Below are 22838 nucleotides of genomic sequence, written 5' to 3'. Positions count from 1 at the left end.
ACTCCAGGGTTGTCAGGCTAAGGCGGCCAAACAAGCAAACGTCTCGACGGGCCCGCAGGGCAGAGCCGTCGAAAAAAGATGCGGCATTATCCTGTGATTGAGGGCGCCTGTCACTGCGCACACTCACCCAAGCGTGCAATCCGTTGAAGATCGTACAACCGAGGGTTGTCAGGCGCAGGGAGCGAGGTTCAAACTGCGGCCCTTGTCGCAGGCGCTGGCCTGCGCCTCTTCTCTCTATATAAGCAGGCGACGGCGGACACGTCGAACGCCTGCGTGTTGACCATTCATTCAGGGATCCGGACATGGAACTGGTTGTAAAAAGCGTTAGCCCAGAAACGTTGAAAACCGCCACCCTGGTGGTTGCCGTCGGCGAAGGCCGCAAACTCGGCGTCGCCGCCAAACAGGTCGACGAACTGAGCGGCGGCGCCATCAGCGCGGTGCTCAAGCGTGGCGACCTGGCCGGCAAGGTCGGCCAGAGCCTGTTGCTGCACAGCCTGCCGAACCTGAAAGCCGAACGCGTGCTGCTGGTCGGCGTGGGCAAGGATGAAGAGTTGGGCGACCGCCCGTTCCGCAAGATCGTCGCCGGCATCCTCAACACCCTTAAAGGCCTGGGCGGCAGTGACGCCGTACTGGCACTCGATGAAATCATCGTCAAGAACCGCGACAGCTACGGCAAGACCCGCCTGCTGGCCGAAACCCTGGTCGACGGCGAATACACCTTCGACCAGTTCAAGAGCCAGAAAGCCGAACCGCGTGCCCTGAAGAAAATCACCCTGCTGACCATCAAGGCCGCTCAGGCCGAAGTGCAACGCGCCGTGAACCACGCCACCGCGATCTCTAACGGCATGGCATTCACCCGCAACCTGGGCAACCTGCCGCCGAACATTTGCCACCCGACGTTCCTCGGCGAGCAAGCCAAGAACCTCGGCAAAGAGTTCAAGGATCTGAAAGTCGAAGTCCTCGACGAGAAGAAGATCAAATCCCTGGGGATGGGTTCGTTCTACGCCGTCGGCCAGGGCAGCGCCCAGCCGCCGCGCCTGATCGTCATGCAATACAACGGCGGCAAGAAATCCGAGAAGCCGTACGCGCTGGTTGGTAAAGGCATCACTTTCGACACCGGGGGCATCAGCCTGAAGCCGGGCGCCGGCATGGACGAAATGAAGTACGACATGGGTGGCGCCGCCAGCGTGTTCGGTACCCTGCGCGCCGTGCTGGAACTGAAACTGCCGATCAACCTGGTGTGCATCCTGGCCTGCGCCGAGAACATGCCGAGCGGCACCGCTTCGCGTCCGGGCGACATCGTGACCACCATGAGCGGCCAGACCGTGGAAATCCTCAACACCGACGCCGAAGGCCGTCTGGTGCTGTGCGATGCCCTGACCTACTCCGAGCGCTTCAAGCCGCAAGCGGTGATCGACATCGCCACCCTGACCGGTGCCTGTGTCGTAGCCCTGGGTGCTCACACCTCCGGCCTGCTGGGCAACAACGACGAACTGATCGAGCAACTGCTGAGCGCCGGCAAGGCTGCCGACGACCGCGCCTGGCAACTGCCGCTGTTCGATGAGTATCAAGAGCAGCTGGACAGCCCGTTCGCCGACATCGCCAACATTGGCGGGCCGAAGGCCGGCACCATCACTGCTGCGTGCTTCCTGTCGCGCTTCACCAAGAACCTGAACTGGGCGCACCTGGACATCGCGGGCACCGCGTGGACCAGCGGCGGCAAGGACAAGGGCGCCACCGGCCGTCCGGTTCCCCTGCTGACCCAGTACCTGCTGGATCGCGCCAAGGCCTGAAACCGATGACTGCGAGCGGCGTCTCTTTAGAGGGGCGCCGCTCGCAGCTCAGGAACCGCAATGACCAAAGTCGACTTTTATATCCTGCCCAGTGCCAATCCCTCGGCGCGTCTGGATTTTGCCTGCAAGCTCACAGAGAAGGCCTGGCGGATGGGCCACCGCATCTACCTGCACTGCAGCGATGCGGCCCAGCGTGATGACCTCGATGCGCGACTGTGGTCCTTCAAGGGCGAAACCTTTGTGCCCCACGGCCCTGCCGAAAATGAACCGGATGGTTTGATCGTGCTTGGACTGGGTGACGACTGCGGCCAGCATCAGGATTTGCTCGTCAACCTGGACCTGAAAGTCCCGGCCTTCGCCAACAAGTTCGCCCGGGTGGCGGAAGTGGTGGTGGAAGATCCGGCGATCCGTTCGGCGGCGCGGGAGAGTTTCCGTTTCTACCGGGAACAGGGCTATCCTCTGCAAGACCACCGTTTACAGCGACTCTGAGTACGCCGATGGACACTCCAAAACCGCTGCAAAAACCCGCGCACCTGCTGGATGACCTCGAGTCGATCCGCCAGCTGCTCGGTGATGACAATCTGCAACCGCCACTGCTGACCGACACGGTCGATGAGGGCGAGCAGGAACAGATTCCGATGCTGTTCGACACGATCGACAACGCACCACAAGCTGTCGAACCGACTCCCGCCCCTGTCGCGAAGCCCGCCACTGCGACCGCCGCGCCTGCGGATAAAGGCCCCGACACCCTGCTGCACCTGGACAGCGAACTGCGCGCCGCCGCACAACTGATCATGCAGGACGTGATCGACGACTTCGCACCGCACATCGAAACCGAAATCAAACGTCGCCTCGAGGCGCGGATGGAACGGCTTCTAGCCCAGTACGAATAATTCCCCGGTCTCCTGCAGGAGCTGGCCTGCCAGCGATAGCATCACCGCGCCTTTCCTGAAAAACCGCGGAGCGTGCATCGCCGGCAGGCCGGCTCCCACATTTAAGTCTCCACCCGGCCCGCCCCGCTCGCCCTGCGCCCCATGCCCCGCTATACTTCCCGGCTTTTCCTGAATAAATGCCAATAGGGTCCCGCCGCGCATGGATAAGACCTACCAGCCGCACGCCATTGAAACTTCCTGGTACAACACCTGGGAGTCCGAGAACTACTTCGCCCCGCAAGGCGCGGGCGACTCCTACACCATCATGATCCCGCCGCCGAACGTCACCGGCAGCCTGCACATGGGTCACGGCTTCAACAACGCGATCATGGACGCCCTGATCCGTTTCCGTCGCATGCAGGGTCGCAACACCCTGTGGCAGCCGGGCACCGACCACGCCGGTATCGCCACGCAGATGCTGGTGGAGCGTCAACTCGAAGCCCAGGGCCAGAACCGCCACGATCTGGGCCGGGAAAAATTCCTCGAGAAAGTCTGGGAATGGAAGGATCAATCCGGCGGCAACATCAGCCGTCAGATCCGCCGCCTCGGTTCGTCCGTGGACTGGAGCCGCGAGCGCTTCACCATGGACGACGGCCTCTCGGAAGCCGTTAAAGAAGCGTTCGTGCGCCTGCACGAAGACGGTCTGATCTATCGCGGCAAGCGTCTGGTCAACTGGGACACCAAGCTGCACACGGCGATTTCCGACCTCGAAGTGGAAAACCACGACGAGAAAGGTTTCCTGTGGAACCTGAAGTACCCGCTGGCCGACGGCGCGAAAACCGCTGAAGGCAACGATTTCCTGATCGTCGCGACCACCCGTCCGGAAACCATGCTCGGCGACTCCGCCGTCGCGGTAAACCCGAACGACGAGCGTTACAAAGCCCTGATCGGCAAGTTTGTCGAGCTGCCGCTGGTCGGCCGCCGCATCCCGATCATCGCCGACGATTACTGCGATCCTGAATTCGGCACCGGCTGCGTGAAAATCACCCCGGCCCACGACTTCAACGACTACGAAGTCGGCAAGCGCCACAACCTGCCGCTGCTGAACATTTTCGACAAGAACGCCAACGTGCTGCCGGCAGCGCAAGTGTTCAACCTCGACGGCACGCTGAACGACAGCATCGACGGCAAGATTCCGGCCGAGTACGCCGGTCTCGAGCGTTTCGAAGCGCGCAAGCAGATCGTGGCTGCGTTCGACGCCGCCGGCCTGCTGGTCAGCGTCGACGATCACAACCTGAAAGTGCCGAAAGGCGACCGCTCCGGCACCGTCATTGAGCCGTGGCTGACCGACCAGTGGTACGTGTCCACCAAGCCGCTGGCCGAGCCTGCGATTGCTGCCGTTGAAGACGGTCGCATCCAGTTCGTGCCGAAGCAGTACGAAAACATGTACTTCTCGTGGATGCGCGACATCCAGGACTGGTGCATCAGCCGTCAGCTGTGGTGGGGCCACCGCATCCCGGCCTGGTACGACGAGTCGGGCAAGGTCTACGTCGGTCGCGACGAAGCCGAAGTACGCGCCAAGCACAACCTCGGCCCGGACGTTGCGCTGCAACAGGACAACGACGTGCTCGACACCTGGTTCAGTTCGGGCCTGTGGACCTTCTCCACCCTGGGCTGGCCGGAAAAAACCGAGTTCCTGAAAAAATTCCACTCCACCGACGTGCTGGTCACCGGTTTCGACATCATTTTCTTCTGGGTTGCCCGGATGATCATGCTGACCATGCACCTGATCAAGAACGAGGACGGCACGCCGCAGGTTCCATTCAAGACCGTTTACGTGCACGGTCTGGTGCGTGATGGCCAGGGCCAGAAGATGTCCAAGTCCAAGGGCAACGTCCTGGACCCGCTGGACATCATCGACGGTATCGAGCTCGAAACCCTGGTGCAGAAACGCACTTCCGGTCTGATGCAGCCGAAACTGGCGAAGAAGATCGAGAAGCAGACCCGCGAAGAGTTCGCCGACGGCATCGCCAGCTACGGCACCGACGCCCTGCGCTTCACCTTCTGCTCCCTGGCGTCCACCGGTCGCGACATCAAGTTCGACATGGGCCGCGTCGAAGGCTATCGCAACTTCTGCAACAAGATCTGGAACGCCGCGCGTTATGTTCTGGACAAGGGCGAAGACTGCGGCCAGAACGGCGAAGCCTACGAGCTGTCGCTGGCGGATCGCTGGATCATCTCGCAACTGCAACGCACCGAAGCCGAAGTGACCCGTCAACTGGATCAGTTCCGTTTCGACCTGGCGGCGCAAGCGCTGTACGAGTTCATCTGGAACCAGTACTGCGACTGGTACCTGGAACTGTCCAAGCCTGTGCTGTGGGACGAAAACGCGCCGGTCGAGCGTCAGCGCGGCACTCGCCGCACGCTGGTTCGCGTACTGGAAGTGGCGCTGCGTCTGGCGCATCCATTCATGCCGTTCATCACTGAAGAAATCTGGCAGCGCATCGCGCCACTGGCCGGCATTCAGGGCAAGACGATCATGCTGCAACCTTGGCCGGTGGCCAACGAAGAGCGCATCGATCCGGCAGCCGAAGACGACATTGAATGGCTCAAGGGCCTGATGCTCGGCACCCGTAACATCCGTGGCGAAATGAACATCGGCCCGGGCAAACCGCTGCCGATCTACCTGAAAAACGTCACTGCTGAAGACCAGCGTCGCCTGACCGAGAACGAAGCGCTGCTGAAGAAGCTGGCGCGTCTGGAATCGATCACCGTGCTGGCGGCCGGCGAAGAAGCACCGCTGTCCGCCACCGCACTGGTTGGCGAGATGGAAGTGCTGGTGCCGATGGCCGGCCTGATCGACAAGAACGCCGAACTGGCGCGTCTGGACAAGGAAATCCTGCGCCTGCAGGGCGAAGTCCAGCGGGTTGGCGGCAAGCTGTCCAACGCCGGTTTCGTTGACAAGGCCCCGGCCGAGGTCATCGAGAAGGAACGCGCCAAACTGGCCGAAGCCGAACAGGCTCTGGCCAAGCTGGCCGAGCAGCACGCGCGGATTGCCAGCCTGTAACGGCAAATCGCACTGAAAATGGGAGGCCCGCAACGGCCTCCCTTTTTTGTGCCCGGCACTTTTCCGGCCAACAACACGGCTCCCTGTGGGACAATAGCCGCCACTTTCAGCCCTACCCGAATCGACCACGCCCATGAACGCCCCACGTACACCGAAACCTGCGCGCAAGAAGCCTGACTCCGCCACCCCGGCCAAGCCCGTGGCGCCGCGTAAAGAGGCCAGCCTGCACCCGCGCAATCGCCATCAGGGTCGTTACGACTTCCCGGCGCTGATCAAGACCACGCCGGAACTGGCGAAGTTCGTGATCACCAACCCGTACGGCAAGGAAAGCATCGACTTCGCCAGTCCCGATGCGGTGCGTGTGTTCAACCGGGCGCTGCTCAAGTCGTTCTACGGTATCCAGCATTGGGATATTCCGGCCGACTATCTGTGCCCGCCGGTGCCGGGCCGCGCCGACTACATCCACTTCCTGGCTGACCTCTTGGCCAGCAACAACGACGGTGTGGTTCCGCGCGGCGCCATCGTCAACGTGCTGGATATCGGCATGGGCGCCAACTGCGTGTATCCGCTGATCGGCAACAGCGAATATCGCTGGCACTTCCTCGGCTCGGAGATCGATCCGACCGCCGTGGCCGCCGCCAGGGCCATCGTCCAGTCCAACGACCTGAACAAGGTCATCCAGCTGCGCCAGCAGGAGAACCGCAAGCACATCCTGATCGGCCTGCTGGAGCCCGGCGAGCGCTTCGACCTGACCATGTGCAATCCGCCGTTCCACGCGTCGATGGAAGAGGCCACCAAGGGCAGTGAGCGTAAATGGCGAGCTTTGGGCAAGGCTGACCCGAAACGCAAACTGCCGGTGCTGAACTTCGGCGGTCAGTCAGCCGAATTGTGGTGTGAAGGCGGCGAAGCGCGCTTCGTGACGCAATTGATCGCCGAAAGTGCGAACTTTGCGCACAAGGTGTTGTGGTTCAGCACCCTGGTCTCGAAAGCCTCGAACCTGCCCGCCATCGAAACCGCGCTGAAAAAGGCCGGCGCGCTGGAAAGCCAGGTGGTGGAAATGTCCCAGGGGCAGAAGCAGAGCCGCTTCGTCGCCTGGACCTTCCAGACCAAGTCCGAGCAGCAGATCTGGCGGCGCGAACGCTGGGTTCGCAAGTAATACGTTTCAACCGGGGCGGCGCGTGATCGCAAAGCAGCCGCCGCTACTGCTGAAACACAAACAGCAGGCATAAAAAAACCGTGCCCGGATCAATCCGGCGCACGGTTTTTTTTTGTATCGCTGCGTCTTACTTGTTCACAGCGTCGGTCAGGCCTTTGGCCACAACCAGCTTGATCACTTTCTTGGCAGGGATTTCGATGGCAGCGCCAGTCGATGGGTTACGGCCAGTGCGGGCAGGACGCTCGGTCACTTTCAGCTTGCCGATACCTGGCAAGGTGATTTCGCCGCCGTTTTCCAGCTGATCGGCAACGATTTGGCCCAGTTGGTCCAGAGCGTTACGCGCGGTGGTTTTCGGCGCGTCGATAGCTTCAGCGATGTCGGCGATCAGTTGGTCTTTAGTAAGAGCCATGTAGTGTTCCTTCCCTATCAAATTCATATGGATTGCAGAGTGCAGTGTCAGCCATCGAGCCCGATCTTCTGGATCTGGCACCCTCGGCGATAACCACGACGAGTCGGGGTTATAGATGCCGAAATCAGGGTTTGGTTCGACCTGACAAATGCTGAATGCACGCTTAACGCAGTGACTACGCGTAAGACCGGGCAAAACTAGCACAGAGACAAGGAAATATCCGCCTCTAGCTAGCCAAATGGTCAGGTTTATTGCGCTAAATCGGTAAATAAATGCATAAGCGCTGCCCCATGACCCCGAATTGCCCTTCACCCCGCGCCAAAACCAGTGGTTGCGGTACACTGAGCGCTTTTTCGGGGGAGCCCGCCCTCCTCCCTTTCACTTGCCGAGAAGCCCATGCCGATCCGTCATTGCATCGTCCACCTGATCGACAAAAAACCCGATGGCACACCCGCCGTCCTGCACGCCCGTGACTCCGAACTGGCTGAATCCGCCGCCATCGAGAACATGCTCGCCGACCTCAACGAGAGCTATAACGCCAAACAGGGCAAAGCCTGGGGGTTGTTTCATCCAGAGTCCGGCGCGTTCCCGTTCAGCGGCTGGCTGAAGGAATACATGGAAGGCGGCAAGGACTTCACCGCGTTCAGCAAAATCGCGGTCGAGCACCTGCAAAAGCTGATGGAAGAATCGAACCTGTCCGTCGGCGGCCATGTGCTGTTCGCCCATTACCAGCAAGGCATGACCGATTACCTGGCCATCGCCCTGCTGCACCACAGCGAAGGCGTGGCGGTGACCGATGAGCTGGACGTGACCCCGTCGCGCCACCTCGACCTCGGTCAACTGCACCTGGCGGCGCGGATCAACGTTTCCGAGTGGCAGAACAACAAGCAGTCCAAGCAGTACATCTCGTTCATCAAGGGCAAGAACGGCAAGAAGGTCTCGGAATATTTCCGTGACTTCATCGGCTGCCAGGAAGGCGTCGACGGCCCGGGCGAGACCCGCACGTTGCTCAAGGCCTTCAGCGACTTCGTCGAGAGCGAAGATCTGCCGGAAGACTCCGCCCGCGAGAAGACCAAGGCCCTGGTCGACTACGCCAGCAGCCAGGCCAAGCTCGGCGAACCGATGGGCCTGGAAGAACTGTCGGAGCTGATCGACGAAGAACGCCCGAAAGCCTTCTACGATCACATCCGCAACAAGGATTACGGCCTGTCGCCGGAGATCCCGGCGGATAAACGCACGCTCAACCAGTTCCGCCGCTTCACCGGTCGCGCCGAAGGCCTGTCGATCAGCTTCGAAGCGCACCTGCTGGGCTCGAAGATCGAATACGACGAAGAAGCCGGGACGCTGGTCATCAAGGGCCTGCCGACCTCGCTCACCGATCAGCTGAAGCGTCGCAACTGATGCTCGGCAATGTGCTGAAAAAGGTTCTGCTGGTTCTGCTGGTGGTTGTGGTCTATCAGAACTGGGGCAAGATCGAGCGGGTGTTCAACCCGTCGCAGATGGCGTCCGAGCAGGTTCGCGCCAATGCCCATGTCGTGCTGTACGCCACGGACTGGTGCGGCTACTGCAAGCAGACCAAACGCTTTCTCGATCAGAAAGGCATTCCGTTCAAGGAATTCGACATCGAGAAGGACGCCGAGGCGCGCAAGGCCTACGAAGCGCTGGGCGGACGCGGGATCCCGCTGATCGACGTCAATGGCACGTTGATTCGCGGGTTTGATCCGGACGAGATTCTCGCGGCACTGAAATGAACGAGGGAGCCAATCGGCTCCCTCGGTTGTTTCAGCGTTTCTCGATACGGAAACCGAAGCGCGGGAAGTGCACATGCACTAAACCGCCACGTTCGTCTTCACGGCGCAGGATCAGCTCTTCACGACCGGCAAACACCAGCTCACCGGCGACCGGGTCAACACCGTAGTCTGTCGCTGCGATCAGCACCTGCTGACCTGCCACGAACCCGTTCGGATCAGTGAATGCTTCGTCCGGCAACGCCGCCGGCGTCGAACTGCGCGCGATTTCCAGTGCTTCCTCCGAGCTCATCTCGCTGGCCGCGCCATGGCCAAAACCGAGCACACGCCCCAGCCACGCCGACACCGCCGGATAAGCATCCACCAAGGGCGCCGTCACGTGCGTGGCCTTGAGGAACCACAGTGGATGAGCCATGGCGAAGTCGGCAATCGACGGCTCGCCAAACAGGAAGTCACCGTCTTCACGCTGCAACTGCTGCTCCAGACGCGTCATGAAGGTCGGCCAATTGTGCCTGGCCTGCTCGGCCGACAGCCTGGTCGCGCTGCCACCGCTGAACAGTCCGGCACGATCGGCGAGGAAGGCCTTGATCGCTTCCGGCGGCAACTTGCCGAAACGCACCGCCACCGACTCCGGCTGGAACACCAGGCTCACCGCGTGCTGGAACACCACCGAATCGGACCAGGCGGCGAAACTGGCGGCGATCATTTCCTGACCTTCCGGGAAGAACGAAGGTTGGGCCTTTTCCTGCTCGAGGCGACGGGCGATCAGCGCGGTATCGCAATAGATGTCGGCGCCGATCTGCAGCACGGGCGTCTTGCGGTAGCCACCGGTCAGGGCCGTCAGATCCGGCTTCGGCATCACCGGCGAGATGTGCACCGAACGCCAGGACAAGCCCTTGAAACCCAACAGCAACCGGGCCTTTTCGGCGAATGGAGAGGTCGGGTAATGATGCAGAATCAACTCGGACATGCTCGGCTCCGCCGTACAGAAAGTGAGCCCGCAGCTTAGCGCGCAATTCGTTCGCGGCCTACGGATCCGGCTGATGGGAAATGATCAGTCAGGTTGATAAGGCACTAAAAAACCGCCTCAGCCAAGGCTGAGACGGCTTCCCACATCAATGACCCTACATCAGGTCATCGAAGTGATCTCGCAGGAACTCGTAAAAGCGAAACGCTTTGAACGACCTCCATACGAGGCTCAGAGTACGTAGCAAAAGCTTCATACGTTTTGGCCTCCGGTTGGGGGCCAAACCTCCAGCGCGCTTACCGGACCACGTACGCCTTCGGAATACACGCTAGTGTGTCCATTGAGGCGGCCGGTTGTGACACCCTCTGAAATATCATTCCGGCGCGGGAGCAACCCCGTGTCAGAGGGCATGAAACCTTTAAGCCCATCGGCCAGACCTCATAGTTGCACTGTCATGCGAGCGGACAGATCGTAATCGGGTTTCTCATCCGACGTTTAAACAAATGAATCAAAATCGCATTTTTCTGAAAAATGTTTTTAGGCTTGCTCGATTGCATAAAGCCGAATAATCTTCGTCCACGCTAGTGTGTCCATTGAGATGCAGTAAACCCGGCCGCAAACCGGCGTTTACAGAAAAAAACCGCCCCGCAAAGGCGGTTTTTTTTCGCCTGTCGTTTGCCTGAGGCAGCGCTTCTACATGCGGGGACTTCTACCGTTCGCACCGGATCAATCAGGCCGATAAGACGCCACCAGACATTCCTTCGCACTTTTCCTGAGCTTCTTGATCAACCGCTCCTGACGCAACGCATCACTCTTGTCGCGGCAACGCTCGGTATAGACCAGCGCCATCGCCGGGCTCGAGAGAAAGAATCGTGCGCCCTTGCCGCTCTGGTGCTTGGCGAAACGGCGCACGGGATCATCGCTGATCCCGCAGTACAGCGAGCCGTTGGCGGCGCGTACGAGGTAGACGAACCAGGATTTGCTCACTGGAACGTCGGCATCGAGAGGATTTTCGCTGAGGCGGGTCACGGGACAATTCAGGCGTAAGGAAAACAGGCCGCGATCTTATCAGCGACTCGCCTGAAATGCCTTCAGCCCTTTCAGCGCCTGGGCGCGGACGGCGTTGCGCACCAGCGGCGTCCAGCCCAGCAGCAGGCCCTTGAAGCCCAGCGCCTGACGCGACCAGCGCCACAGGTCGAAGCGGTCGTGGTGTTCACAGATCTTGCCGTCACGGAAGACGAAGCGTGCCTGGATGTCGTTGATCACGACGTTGCCGGTCTGGCTGAACAGGTAGGTCGCCACCCAGTGGGCACCGCCGCTGCGCTCGTCGGCGCGGACGTTGTCGAAGGTCAGGGAAAAGTCTTTGGCCCGGGTGGTGAGCATGCGCCACATGTCGCCGGCATCACGACCGCGCAGCTCGCCAAAGGCCGGATCGCTGAACACCACGTCGTCGGTGTAGCAGGCGGCCATGGCCTCGGCGTCGAGGCGCTGGAAAGCCTGGTAGAAACGGGTGATCAGGGCGCTGTGGGCTTCTTCACTCATGGGCAATCTCCAGGAAAGGTACAGATTGCCAGCACGATAATCTGCAAACGCCCGAAACACTATCGGCATTCGCTTTCCGAATACCGACAGTGTGTGCGTATCAGACCTTTTCGCTGACCACCTGCACGTACAACGCACGCCCGGCACCGAGGCCGGCGAGGATTGCACCCGCACCAATGATGCCGAAAATCCAGCCCACGGCGTTCCAGCCACCGGTCCAGTCATGCACCACGCCGACCGCGAACGGCCCCATCGACGCGAGGGTGTAACCAAAGCCCTGGGACATGCTCGACAGGTTCGCCGCTACGTGGGAATCCCGCGAGCGCAAGACGATCAGGGTCAACGCCAGGCTGAACGTACCGCCCTGCCCCAGGCCCAGCAGGATCGCCCAGCCCCACAGGCCTTCGATCGGCGCATAGAGGCAACCGAACAGGCCGCCGAGGGTCAGCGCCATCACTATCACGATCGCCAGACGCTGATCCTTGCCGCGCGTGGCCAGCCACGGCGCCGCCAGGGAGCTGGCGAGCTGGATGATCACCGAACCGGACAGCACAAGGCCTGCCTGTGTCGGCGTCAGCCCACGACCGATGAGGATCGACGGCAACCAGCCAAACACGATGTAGGCCAGCGACGATTGCAGGCCCATGTACAAAGTCACTTGCCACGCCAGCGGATCACGCAGCAGACCGCGGACCCGATAGGCAACGTTGTGCGCGCCGTGCTTCTGGCCGATCTGCGGCAGCCAGAACACCGCCGCAACCAGCGCCGGAATCACCCAGAAGCCCAGGCCCATGGCCCAGCTGTGGTCGAAGTGTTCGCTCAACGGCACGCTGGAACCCGCCGCCATTGCGGCACCCAGGCACAGAGCCATGGTGTAGACACCGGTCATGGTTCCGGCGTGTCTGGCGAAGTCGCGCTTGACGATGCCCGGCAGCAAGACGCCGATGATGCCGATACTCGCGCCACCCAGCACGCTGCCGGCGAACAGACCGATTTCGCCGAAGTTGCTGCGCAGGATGATGCCGCCGGCCAGTGTCAGCAGAATCCCCAGCACCACCCGCTCGGCACCGAAACGTCGCGCCAGCACCGGAGCCAGCGGAGCGAACAGACCGAGGCACAACACTGGCAACGTCGTCAGCAACCCCGCCTGCGCGGCGGACAAGCCAAGGCTTTTCGACACGTCACTGAGCAGCGGCGCCATGCTCGACAGCGCCGGACGCAGGTTCAACGCCACCAGAATCAGCCCCAGCAGCAACAGCCACGGGCGACGTACCAATGGATGACTTTGCTGCACCTGCTCGTCATCGGCCTCGGCGTCGATCAACAACTCTTCGAGCTCGGCCTTGCGAACGGGGGCTGGGGAGGCTTCTGGGCGGGACATGGGTTTCTCGGTTTCAAGGTTCATTAATCAACTGCCTCGACAGGGCTTTGGCCCGCTCCGGATCGCGCTGCTCGACGGCCTCAAGCAAGGCGACGTGCAAATCGAAGACTTCCTGTCGACGGGGGACGATGTTCAGGGTCTGGCGCAGTTGCGCGCCGACGATGCTGGAGAAATAGCGATACAGCTCGCTGAGGGTCGGGTTGTGCGCGGCGTCCACCAGACGGCGGTGGAACACCAGGTCACAGGCGATGTAGCTGTCGAGATCACCGTGATAGTGGCTGCCGGCAACGCCAAGTGCCTCGCGAAGGCCCGCCAGATCCTCATCGGTGCGACGCAACGCCGCCAGACCGATGGCCTCGACTTCAAGGATGTGCCGGGTTTCCCGGGCCTGATCCAGCGAGCACTTGGACAGCGCCTTGAGCGTGTCCATCGGGTCCACCACCGCCCGCAGATAGCTGCCGTCACCCTGGCGGATTTCGATCAGCCCGGAGAACGCCAGCACCCGCATGGCTTCACGCACGGTGTTGCGGCTGATGCCGAGCTCGACGCACAGCTCGGGTTCGGTCGGCAGGCGCTGACCGACCTGCCAGGTGCCGTCGGTGATGCGCTGGCGCAATAGATCCAGGGCCTGATCGACCAGGGATCGTTTGATCAATAAAGAGTTTTCAGACATGGAATTCGACCTGTCATCCAATCATGGGATGAATTTGCTGACAGGGTAGTCAGATTCTTCAAACAGGGCAATCGGTAAAATCCGGGCAAAAATAAACCCGGAACTGTGTCCGGGTTTATTTCAAGGCCTGAATCGGATCAATGCAGAATCTGACTCAGGAACAACTTGGTCCGATCATTCTGCGGATTGTCGAAGAAGTCGTTCGGTGCCGCCTGCTCGACGATTTCACCCTTGTCCATGAAGATCACACGGTTGGCCACTGTGCGGGCGAAGCCCATTTCGTGGGTCACGCAGAGCATGGTCATGCCGTCTTCGGCCAGTCCGATCATGGTGTCGAGCACCTCTTTCACCATTTCCGGGTCAAGTGCCGAGGTCGGTTCGTCGAACAGCATGATTTTCGGTTTCATGCACAGCGCGCGGGCAATCGCCACACGCTGCTGCTGGCCGCCGGACAGTTGCCCCGGGAACTTGTGCGCCTGCTCCGGAATGCGTACGCGTTCCAGGTAGTGCATGGCGATTTCTTCGGCCTTGCGCTTGGGCATCTTGCGCACCCACATCGGTGCCAGGGTGCAGTTCTGCAGAATGGTCAGGTGCGGGAACAGGTTGAAATGCTGGAACACCATGCCGACTTCACGACGGATCGCTTCGATCTGCTTGAGGTCGTTGGTCAGCTCCACGCCGTCGACCACGATGCGGCCCTGCTGGTGCTCTTCCAGACGGTTGAGGCAGCGGATGGTGGTGGACTTGCCGGAACCCGACGGGCCGCACAGCACGATACGCTCGCCCTGCTTGACGTTGAGGTTGATGTCTTTCAGCACGTGGAACTGGCCGTACCACTTGTTCACGCCCTGCATCTGAATGATGCCTTCAGGGCCCACTGGCTTTTTGATTGCTTCGCTCATCGAAAAAACTCCTAACGCTTGTGGCCAGTGTCGAGCTTGCGTTCCAGATGCATGGAATAGCGCGACATGCCAAAACAGAAAATCCAGAACACCAGGGCGGCGAACACGTAGCCTTCGGTGGCCATGCCCAGCCATTTCGGATCGGCAGCGGCTTGCTTGACGCTGTTGAGCAGGTCAAAGAGGCCGATGATGATCACCAGGCTGGTGTCCTTGAACAGCGCGATGAAGGTGTTGACGATGCCGGGAATCACCAGTTTCAGGGCTTGCGGCAGAATCACCAGGCCCATGGCGCGCCAGTAACCGAGGCCCATCGCGGCCGCGGCTTCGTACTGACCTTTGGGGATCGCTTGCAGACCGCCGCGCACCACTTCGGCGACGTAGGCTGACTGGAACAGGATCACGCCGATCAGTGCCCGCAGCAGCTTGTCGAAGTTCATGCCTTCGGGCAGGAACAGCGGCAGCATCACCGAAGACATGAACAGCACGGTGATCAGCGGCACGCCACGCCAGAACTCGATGAACGTCACGCAGACCACACGAATGGCCGGCATGTTCGAACGGCGCCCCAGGGCCAGCATGATCCCCAGCGGCAGCGCGCCGGCGATACCGACGGTGGCGATCACCAGGGTCAGCATCAGGCCGCCCCACTGGCTGGTGGCAACGGCGCTCAGGCCGAACACGCCGCCATGCAGCAGGCACCACGCAACGATCGGATAGATCACCAGAAAGCTCAGCCCGTACACCGCTTTACGCGGCACGCGTTTGATGAACAGCGGGGCCACACCGATGACCGCCAGCCACACGGTCAGGTCCACGCGCCAGCGCAGATCTGCCGGGTAGTAGCCGTACATGAACTGGCCGAAACGCTGCTCGATGAACACCCAGCAGGCGCCCGCCTTGGTGCAGTCGGCGCGGGTGGTGCCGACCCAGTTGGCATCGAAGATCGCCCAACTGAGCAGCGGCGGAACCACCAGGTAGATCAGATAGAACGCAAACAGGGTCAGCAGGGTGTTGAGCCAGCTGGAGAACATGTTCGCGCGTATCCACGCCATCGGGCCGAAGACCTTGGCCGGCGGTGGCATGTCGGGTTTGAATGTATGAGTACTCATGCGCTATTCCTTACCGCTCGATCAGCGCAATGCGCTTGTTGTACCAGTTCATCAGCAGGGAAATGCTGATACTGATCGCCAGGTACACGCTCATGGTGATGGCAATGACTTCGATCGCCTGACCGGTCTGGTTCAGCACGGTGCCGGCGAACAGCGAAACCATTTCCGGATAACCGATACCGGCCGCCAGCGAGGAGTTCTTCGCCAGGTTCAGGTATTGGCTGGTCAGCGGTGGAATGATCACGCGCAGCGCTTGCGGAATGATCACCTTGCGCAGGGTCGGACCGTTGCGCAGACCGAGCGAACGGGCCGCTTCGGTCTGGCCGTGGCTGACCGACTTGATCCCCGAACGCACGATTTCGGCGATGAACGCCGCGGTGTACACGGTCAGGGCCAGGGTCAGGGCCAGCAGCTCCGGAATCAGCACCCAGCCGCCGACGAAGTTGAAGCCTTGCAGCTTCGGCATTTCCCAATGCAGCGGCGCGCCGAAGATCAGCGCACATAGCGCCGGGATCACCAGGAATATCGCCAGGCCGACCCAGAACTTGTGGAACGGCTCGCCGGTTTCCTCAAAGCGCTTGTTGGCCCAGCGGCTCATCAGCACGATGGCAACGATCGCCACCACAATGCTGACCACGAATGCCCAGAAGCCGTCGGCCATTTGCGCGGCCGGCATGTTCAGGCCACGGCTGCTGACGAAGAAGGTGTCGCCGAAGTTGTGGCTGTTGCGCGGCCCCGGCATGGTCAGGAACACCGCGAAATACCAGAACAGGATTTGCAGCAGCGGCGGAATGTTGCGGAAGACTTCCACATACACGGTCGCCAGTTTGCTGATGATCCAGTTCGGCGACAGCCGCGCCACACCGATGATGAAGCCCAGCAGGGTCGCCAGGATCACGCCGATGAAAGTCACCAGCAAGGTGTTGAGCAGACCGATCACGAACACGCGGGCATAGCTGTCCGCTTCGGTGTAGGAGATCAGGTGTTGAGCGATGCCGAACCCGGCACTGCGCTCCAGAAAGCTGAACCCGGACGTGATGCCCCGGTGCTGCAGGTTGGTCTGGGTGTTGTCGAACAGATACCAGCCCATGGCGACCACCGCCACGACGGTGATGATCTGAAATAGCCACGCACGCACACGCGGATCGCTGAGGCTGAACCTCTGCTTTGGTGCGCCGATTGAATTTTGCATGAAGTGCCCCGCAAGAAATGGAACAGAACATCACCCGGCGGTTGGCCCGCCGGGTGATAGAACCATTAGCGCACTGGTGGTGCGTACTGAATGCCGCCGTTGTTCCACAGCGCGTTCAGGCCACGGTCGATTTCCAGCGGAGTGCTCTTGCCGAGGTTTTTCTCGAAGATTTCGCCGTAGTTACCCACCTGGGAAACGATTTTCACGACCCAGTCCTTCGGCAGTTTCAGGTCCTTGCCGTACTCGCCGTCGGCACCCAGCAGACGGGCAACGTCCGGGTTCTTGGTGGACTTGGCTTCTTCGAGTACGTTTTTCGAAGTGATGCCGGCTTCTTCAGCGTTGAGCAGCGCGTAGCCGACCCAGCGCACGATGGCCAGCCACTCGTCGTCGCCGTTACGCACGACCGGGCCCAGAGGTTCCTTGGAAATGGTTTCCGGCAGAACCACGTAATCCTTCGGCGAAGCCAGCTTGCTGCGCTGGGCGAACAGCTGGGACTTGTCGGAGGTCAGCACGTCGCAACGACCGGATTCCAGCGACTTGGCGCTTTCATCGGAAGTATCGAAAGTGATCGGGGTGTACTTCAGGCCGTTGGCGCGGAAGTAGTCGGAGACGTTCAGCTCGGTGGTGGTACCGGCTTGAATGCAGATGGTCGCGCCATCCAGTTCTTTGGCACTTTTCACGCCCAGCTTGTTGTTGGCCAGGAAGCCCACGCCGTCGTAGTAAGTGATGAAGCCAGGGAATTTCAGGCCCATGCCCGCGTCACGGGAGCTGGTCATGGTGGTGTTGCGCGACAGAATGTCGATCTCGCCGGACTGCAGCGCGGTGAAGCGCTCCTTGGCGTTCAACTGACTGAACTTGACCTTGGTCGCATCGCCGAACACGGCAGCGGCCACGGCACGGCAGACGTCGGCGTCGATGCCGAGAATCTTGCCGGTCGAATCCGGTACGGAGAAGCCTGGCAGACCGTCGCTCACGCCACACTGCACGAAACCTTTCTTCTGTACCGCATCCAGGGTTGCACCCGCCTGAGCGAACCCGCTGACACCCAGTACTGCAGCAGCAGTCACGATCGCCAGCGTGGATTTCAACATCTTCATTCAAACCTCCAGTTTTGCTCTTGTTGTGTCGGAGCTTGAGTCCAGTCGCACCCTTTTGAGGCGTTGTCGACCCGTGTTGGCTTTTTTTGGGGTCAACCGACGCAGGACCTTCGCTATGAGTCTAGTAGGAGACAATCCACATCATGGACAACTCACTTCTCACCAGTCGGCCGAACGGGCGGTAGCCCTTTCACATTCGCTAAGCCCGTTGCGGCCATTGGCGAACATCCATCACCGGATTCTTTGCTATCCCGTCGCCGGGCGTTCACTGATAGTGTTACCGCCAGGCGCGAGATCGATTGCACGACTTCCTCATAGCAAAGCCCGTACCACACCGCTCGCTGAAGCGATTGAGCGACAGGTCAATAGCAAAACTTGCAGCCTTGCGACATCTTCTTAACGGATCAACCGGGCGCGCACCCCAATCACGCACTTAATGAGAGCGCCCGCACATTTTTGGAGCAGCCATGACCGAGCCCTTGATTCTTCAGCCTGTAAAGGCAGCCGACGCCTGCGTGATCTGGCTGCACGGCCTCGGCGCCGACCGCTATGACTTTCTGCCGGTAGCCGAGGCCTTGCAGGAAAGCCTGCTGAGCACGCGCTTCGTTTTGCCCCAGGCACCGACCCGCCCGGTGACCATAAATGGCGGATATGCCATGCCGAGCTGGTACGACATCAAGGCCATGAGCCCGGCCCGGGCCATCGACCGCGATGAGCTGGAAGCGTCCGCCGATCACGTCATCGAATTGATCGAACAGCAGCGCGCCAGCGGAATAGACGCTTCGCGGATTTTCCTGGCCGGTTTTTCCCAGGGCGGCGCCGTGGTCTACCACACTGCATTTCTGAAATGGCAGGGGCCGTTGGGGGGCGTGCTGGCGTTGTCGACCTACGCGCCGACATTCAGCGACGAACTGGAGTTGTCCGCCAGCCAGCAGCGGATTCCGGTGCTATCGCTGCACGGCCAGTTCGACAACGTGGTGCAAAACTCCATGGGCCGTACGGCGTATGAGTATCTGAAAGCCCATGGTGTCACCGTGACATGGCAGGAATACCCAATGGAGCACGAAGTGTTACCCGAAGAAATTCGCGACATCGGCGTGTGGCTGAGCGAACGCCTGCGCTGATCGTTCGCAGCTCGATTTTCCGGTGGTCGGGCCCCTTTGATCATCCCACTACGCCGCGCCCGTTTCTTGCATTACACTGGCCGGCGTACATTCCTTAACCAATTGATGAGATGACCGTGCTCAAAGCACTCAAGAAGATGTTCGGAAAAAGCGAGGCTGAGCAGCTCGCGCCAACTCCCAGTGCGCCGTCGCACGCCCCCGGCCATCGCAGCGATGCCAGACCGGCGGACCGCCAGGCTCCCGTAGCCACACCGAAACGCGAACCGGCACCCGCTGCTGTTTCAGCTCCCGCTCCAGAAAGCACCCGCAGCGAAACACCAAAACCGGCCAGACCACGCCGCGAGCCGAAGCCCAAGGCGCCGGTCATTCCCTGGAAACTCGAAGATTTCGTCGTCGAGCCCCAGGAAGGCAAGACCCGTTTCCACGATTTCAAGCTCGCCCCGGAACTGATGCACGCCATCCACGACCTGGGTTTCCCGTATTGCACGCCGATCCAGGCCCAGGTGCTGGGTTATACCCTCGCCGGCAAAGACGCCATCGGCCGCGCCCAGACCGGCACCGGCAAGACCGCCGCGTTCCTGATCTCGATCATCACCCAGCTGTTGCAGACCCCGCCGCCGAAAGAGCGCTACATGGGCGAGCCACGGGCGCTGATCATCGCGCCGACCCGTGAGCTGGTGGTGCAGATCGCCAAGGACGCCGCCGACCTGACCAAGTACACCGGCCTCAACGTCATGACGTTCGTCGGCGGGATGGACTTCGACAAGCAGCTCAAGCACCTCGAAGCGCGCCATTGCGACATCCTCGTCGCCACCCCGGGCCGTCTGCTCGACTTCAACCAGCGCGGCGACGTGCATCTGGACATGGTCGAAGTGATGGTGCTCGACGAAGCCGACCGCATGCTCGACATGGGCTTCATCCCGCAGGTACGGCAGATCATTCGCCAGACCCCGCCGAAGAGCGAACGCCAGACCCTGCTGTTCTCCGCGACCTTCACCGATGACGTGATGAACCTCGCCAAACAGTGGACCACCGACCCTGCCATCGTCGAAATCGAGGTCACCAACGTGGCCAACGAAAACGTCGAACAGCACATTTATGCGGTGGCCAGTGCCGACAAGTACAAACTGCTCTTCAACCTGGTCAACGACAACGGCTGGGAGCGGGTCATCGTGTTCGCCAACCGCAAGGACGAAGTGCGCCGCATCGAAGAACGTCTGGTGCGCGACGGCATCAATGCCGCGCAACTGTCCGGCGACGTGCCGCAGCACAAGCGGATCAAGACGCTGGAAGGCTTCCGCGAAGGCAAGATCCGGGTACTGGTCGCCACCGACGTGGCCGGTCGCGGCATCCACATCGACGGCATCAGCCACGTGATCAACTTCACCCTGCCGGAAGTCCCGGACGACTACGTGCACCGCATCGGCCGTACCGGTCGCGCCGGCGCTGATGGCGTATCGATCAGCTTCGCCGGTGAAGACGACTCCTATCAGTTGCCGTCCATCGAAGAAAAACTCGGTCGCAAGATCAGCTGTGAAACGCCGCCGACCCATCTGTTGCGGGCGGTTGAGCGCAAGCGTCCACAGTAAGCGACGCTATAAAGAGAAGCGCAGCCGGCAACGGACTGCGCTTTTTTTTCGCCCGGATATTGTTCAACAAAACTAAAAGTCCATAATGGACAAATTAGTTTAGAAACAACCTCCGGAGTCCGACATGTCCAGTACGCCTTACGTGATTGACCAAACCCAGGCTCGCGAGCTGTTGGCCCGGATCGATGTGCCGCAGATCCTGCGCAAGCTGTTCCGCGATCTGGCGGCCGGGCATGCGGTGCAACCGGCGCAGCAACTGGTGGAATTTCCCCAGGGCGCCGGGGACTTCATCAACTATCTCGGCGTGCTGGCGGAAGATGGCGTGTACGGGGTCAAGACTTCGCCGTATATCGTTCGCGAACAAGGCCCGCTGGTGACGGCATGGACGCTGCTGATGTCGATGCAGACCGGTCAGCCGCTGCTGCTCTGCGATGCCGGCGAGCTGACCACCGCCCGCACCGCGGCAACCACAGCTGTCGCCGTCGATGCCCTGGCCCCGTTGAACGCAAAACGCCTGGCGATCATCGGCAGCGGCAAGGTCGCCCAGGCGCACCTGCATTACGTCAAGACATTGCGCGACTGGCAGAGCATCCGCGTGTACTCGCCCACCCTGAGCGAAGACCCGAAAACCGCCAGCCTGCTGCAAGCCCTCGATCCACGGGTGAGCATCGCCGACAGCCGCGAAGCCGCCATCGCCGAAGCCGACGTCATCATGCTCTGCACCTCCTCCGCAGGACCTGTGATCGACCCGGCAACCTTGAGCAAACCGGCGCTGATCACCTCGATCAGCACCAACGCACCACGCGCTCACGAAGTGCCGCCGCAAAGCCTCAACGACATGCAGGTGTTCTGCGACTATCGTCTGACCACGCCGGGTTCGGCAGGTGAAATGCTGATCGCCAGCGAACGGCATGGCTGGGACAGCAGCGCGATCATCGGTGACCTGGCGGATCTGCTCAGCGAAAAAGTGCAGCGTCCCGATTACAACCGTCACGTATTTTTCCGCTCCATCGGTCTGGGCCTGGAAGACATAGCCCTGGCCAACGCCGTCTATCAATTGCAGCGCTGACACCGGAGATTTTCATGAGTCATGCAGATTTCATCATCATCGGCGGCGGGATTGCCGGCGCGTCCACCGGTTTCTGGCTGTCGCAGCACGGCACGGTCGTGGTGCTGGAACGCGAATCGCACCCGGCCTATCACTCCACCGGGCGCTCGGCTGCGCTGTTCACCGCGGCTTACGGCACGCCGCAGGTTCGGGCGCTGACCCAGGCCAGTCGGGCGTTTTTCGATCACCCGCCCAGCGGCTTCTGTGAACACCCGCTGCTGACTCCACGCGGCGAAATGACCGTGGACTTCACCGGCGATGCCGCCGAGCTGAACAATCAATACCTCAGCGCCAAGGCCACGGTGCCGCAGATGCAACTGCTCAGCGCGGAAGAAGCCTGCGCCCGGCTGCCGATCCTGCGTCGGGAAAAGGTCCACGGTGCGATCTATGACCCCACCGCCAGCGACATCGACACCGACGCCCTGCACCAAGGCTATCTGCGCGGTATCCGTCGCAACAACGGGCAAGTCCTGACCGACTGCGAGGTGCTCGGGCTGAACCGTGATGCCGACAGCATCTGGCAAGTGCAAACCAACGGCCAGACCTTCAGCGCTCCCGTCGTGATCAACGCAGCAGGCGCCTGGGCCGACAAAATCGGTGCCCTCGCGGGTGCCCGGCCGCTGGGCCTGCAACCGAAACGCCGCGCCGCGTTCATCTTCGCCGGCCCCGAAGGCGTGGACATTCATCACTGGCCGATGCTGGTCAGCCTCGACGAATCGTTCTACATGAAGCCTGACGCCGGGATGTTCCTCGGCTCGCCGGCCAACGCCGATCCGGTCGAACCACATGACGTGCAACCCGAAGAACTCGACATCGCCATGGGCATCTACCAGATCGAAGAAGCGACGACCCTGACCATCCGCCGCCCGACCCGCACTTGGGCCGGCCTGCGCAGTTTCGTCGCCGATGGCGATTTGTTGTCCGGATTCGATCCGCAGGTGCCGGGGCTGTTCTGGGTCGCGGCCCAGGGTGGCTACGGTATTCAGACCTCACCGGCCATGGGCATGGCCAGCGCGGCGCTGGTACGCGGTGAATCGTTGCCGGAGCACCTCAAGCAGTTCGGCCTGGACGCCGCCATGCTCGCCCCTGCCCGCCTGGCCTGAGCCCTT

Annotated in this window: 21 protein-coding genes; 11 read left to right on the top strand and 10 right to left on the bottom strand. The window is 61.1% G+C overall.

The window, feature by feature from the left end; translation table 11 throughout:
* Positions 1-302: 302 nt before the first annotated feature.
* From NE357_RS05045 to rlmF, 5 genes are all read left to right on the top strand, one after another.
* Complete coding sequence (locus tag NE357_RS05045) at positions 303-1793, top strand: leucyl aminopeptidase (RefSeq protein ID WP_169428978.1); 1491 nt, start codon at positions 303-305, stop codon at positions 1791-1793.
* 60 nt (positions 1794-1853) lie between these two features.
* A complete protein-coding gene (locus tag NE357_RS05040; RefSeq protein WP_169428977.1) occupies positions 1854-2282 on the top strand; it encodes a DNA polymerase III subunit chi in 429 nt (142 codons plus the stop codon).
* A gap of 8 nt (positions 2283-2290) precedes the next feature.
* The gene (locus NE357_RS05035; protein ID WP_169428976.1) at positions 2291-2686 is read left to right on the top strand and encodes a DNA polymerase III subunit chi; all 396 of its coding nucleotides are present in this window, start codon (positions 2291-2293) and stop codon (positions 2684-2686) included.
* A 199-nt stretch (positions 2687-2885) separates the two neighbouring features.
* On the top strand, positions 2886-5732 hold the full coding sequence (locus NE357_RS05030; RefSeq protein ID WP_085697239.1) for a valine--tRNA ligase: 2847 nt from the start codon (positions 2886-2888) through the stop codon (positions 5730-5732).
* A gap of 133 nt (positions 5733-5865) precedes the next feature.
* A complete protein-coding gene (gene rlmF, locus NE357_RS05025; protein WP_085747006.1) occupies positions 5866-6888 on the top strand; it encodes a 23S rRNA (adenine(1618)-N(6))-methyltransferase RlmF in 1023 nt (340 codons plus the stop codon).
* A 127-nt stretch (positions 6889-7015) separates the two neighbouring features.
* Here the strand turns inward: rlmF and NE357_RS05020 are convergent, their stop codons facing one another.
* A complete protein-coding gene (locus tag NE357_RS05020) occupies positions 7016-7297 on the bottom strand; it encodes an HU family DNA-binding protein (protein ID WP_003221909.1) in 282 nt (93 codons plus the stop codon).
* A 396-nt stretch (positions 7298-7693) separates the two neighbouring features.
* On the opposite strand from NE357_RS05020, the gene yejK reads away from it, so the two are divergent.
* Positions 7694-8698 carry a nucleoid-associated protein YejK gene (gene yejK, locus NE357_RS05015; protein WP_169428975.1) on the top strand — a complete coding sequence of 335 codons (1005 nt, stop codon included), beginning with the start codon at positions 7694-7696 and terminating at the stop codon, positions 8696-8698.
* Positions 8698-9048, top strand: coding sequence for a glutaredoxin family protein (locus NE357_RS05010; protein WP_007957354.1), 351 nt, complete (start codon positions 8698-8700; stop codon positions 9046-9048). Before yejK ends, NE357_RS05010 begins: the two co-directional genes overlap by 1 nt.
* A gap of 31 nt (positions 9049-9079) precedes the next feature.
* Here NE357_RS05010 and NE357_RS05005 read toward each other — a convergent pair whose 3' ends face one another.
* The 9 genes from NE357_RS05005 to NE357_RS04965 all read right to left on the bottom strand — a co-directional run bounded on the left by NE357_RS05005 (position 9080) and on the right by NE357_RS04965 (position 17908).
* Positions 9080-10015 (bottom strand): glutathione S-transferase family protein, encoded by a 936-nt coding sequence (locus tag NE357_RS05005; protein ID WP_169428974.1) that lies wholly within the window; start codon positions 10013-10015, stop codon positions 9080-9082.
* Positions 10016-10738: 723 nt separating this feature from the next.
* The gene (locus NE357_RS05000) at positions 10739-11041 is read right to left on the bottom strand and encodes a GIY-YIG nuclease family protein (RefSeq protein ID WP_169428973.1); all 303 of its coding nucleotides are present in this window, start codon (positions 11039-11041) and stop codon (positions 10739-10741) included.
* A gap of 39 nt (positions 11042-11080) precedes the next feature.
* Positions 11081-11554: a nuclear transport factor 2 family protein gene (locus NE357_RS04995; protein ID WP_169428972.1), complete on the bottom strand. Its 474-nt coding sequence runs from the start codon at positions 11552-11554 to the stop codon at positions 11081-11083.
* 100 nt (positions 11555-11654) lie between these two features.
* The gene (locus NE357_RS04990; protein ID WP_169428971.1) at positions 11655-12959 is read right to left on the bottom strand and encodes a CynX/NimT family MFS transporter; all 1305 of its coding nucleotides are present in this window, start codon (positions 12957-12959) and stop codon (positions 11655-11657) included.
* Entirely contained in the window at positions 12949-13608 is a 660-nt protein-coding gene (locus NE357_RS04985) for a FadR/GntR family transcriptional regulator (RefSeq protein WP_169428970.1), read from the bottom strand. The genes NE357_RS04990 and NE357_RS04985 overlap by 11 nt, the downstream gene beginning before the upstream one ends.
* Before the next feature lie 137 nt (positions 13609-13745).
* On the bottom strand, positions 13746-14510 hold the full coding sequence (locus NE357_RS04980; protein WP_003221897.1) for an amino acid ABC transporter ATP-binding protein: 765 nt from the start codon (positions 14508-14510) through the stop codon (positions 13746-13748).
* 11 nt (positions 14511-14521) lie between these two features.
* Positions 14522-15619, bottom strand: a complete 1098-nt coding sequence (locus NE357_RS04975) for an amino acid ABC transporter permease (protein ID WP_169428969.1) — start codon at positions 15617-15619, stop codon at positions 14522-14524.
* Positions 15620-15629: 10 nt separating this feature from the next.
* Positions 15630-16811, bottom strand: a complete 1182-nt coding sequence (locus NE357_RS04970) for an amino acid ABC transporter permease (protein ID WP_169428968.1) — start codon at positions 16809-16811, stop codon at positions 15630-15632.
* Positions 16812-16876: 65 nt separating this feature from the next.
* Complete coding sequence (locus NE357_RS04965) at positions 16877-17908, bottom strand: amino acid ABC transporter substrate-binding protein (protein ID WP_085729714.1); 1032 nt, start codon at positions 17906-17908, stop codon at positions 16877-16879.
* A 467-nt stretch (positions 17909-18375) separates the two neighbouring features.
* Between NE357_RS04965 and NE357_RS04960 the strand changes: the two genes are divergently transcribed.
* The 4 genes from NE357_RS04960 (at position 18376) to NE357_RS04945 (ending at position 22832) form a co-directional block, all read left to right on the top strand.
* On the top strand, positions 18376-19032 hold the full coding sequence (locus NE357_RS04960; protein WP_169428967.1) for an alpha/beta hydrolase: 657 nt from the start codon (positions 18376-18378) through the stop codon (positions 19030-19032).
* A gap of 110 nt (positions 19033-19142) precedes the next feature.
* Entirely contained in the window at positions 19143-20621 is a 1479-nt protein-coding gene (gene rhlB, locus NE357_RS04955; protein ID WP_169428966.1) for an ATP-dependent RNA helicase RhlB, read from the top strand.
* Positions 20622-20745: 124 nt separating this feature from the next.
* The gene (locus NE357_RS04950; protein ID WP_169428965.1) at positions 20746-21690 is read left to right on the top strand and encodes an ornithine cyclodeaminase family protein; all 945 of its coding nucleotides are present in this window, start codon (positions 20746-20748) and stop codon (positions 21688-21690) included.
* Positions 21691-21704: 14 nt separating this feature from the next.
* A complete protein-coding gene (locus NE357_RS04945) occupies positions 21705-22832 on the top strand; it encodes an NAD(P)/FAD-dependent oxidoreductase (protein ID WP_169428964.1) in 1128 nt (375 codons plus the stop codon).
* Positions 22833-22838: the final 6 nt, after the last annotated feature.

The sequence above is a fragment of the Pseudomonas sp. G7(2022) genome, assembly GCF_052660475.1.
Note: the sequence above shows the minus strand (reverse complement) of the source record. Positions and strands in the feature narration are given on the sequence as shown.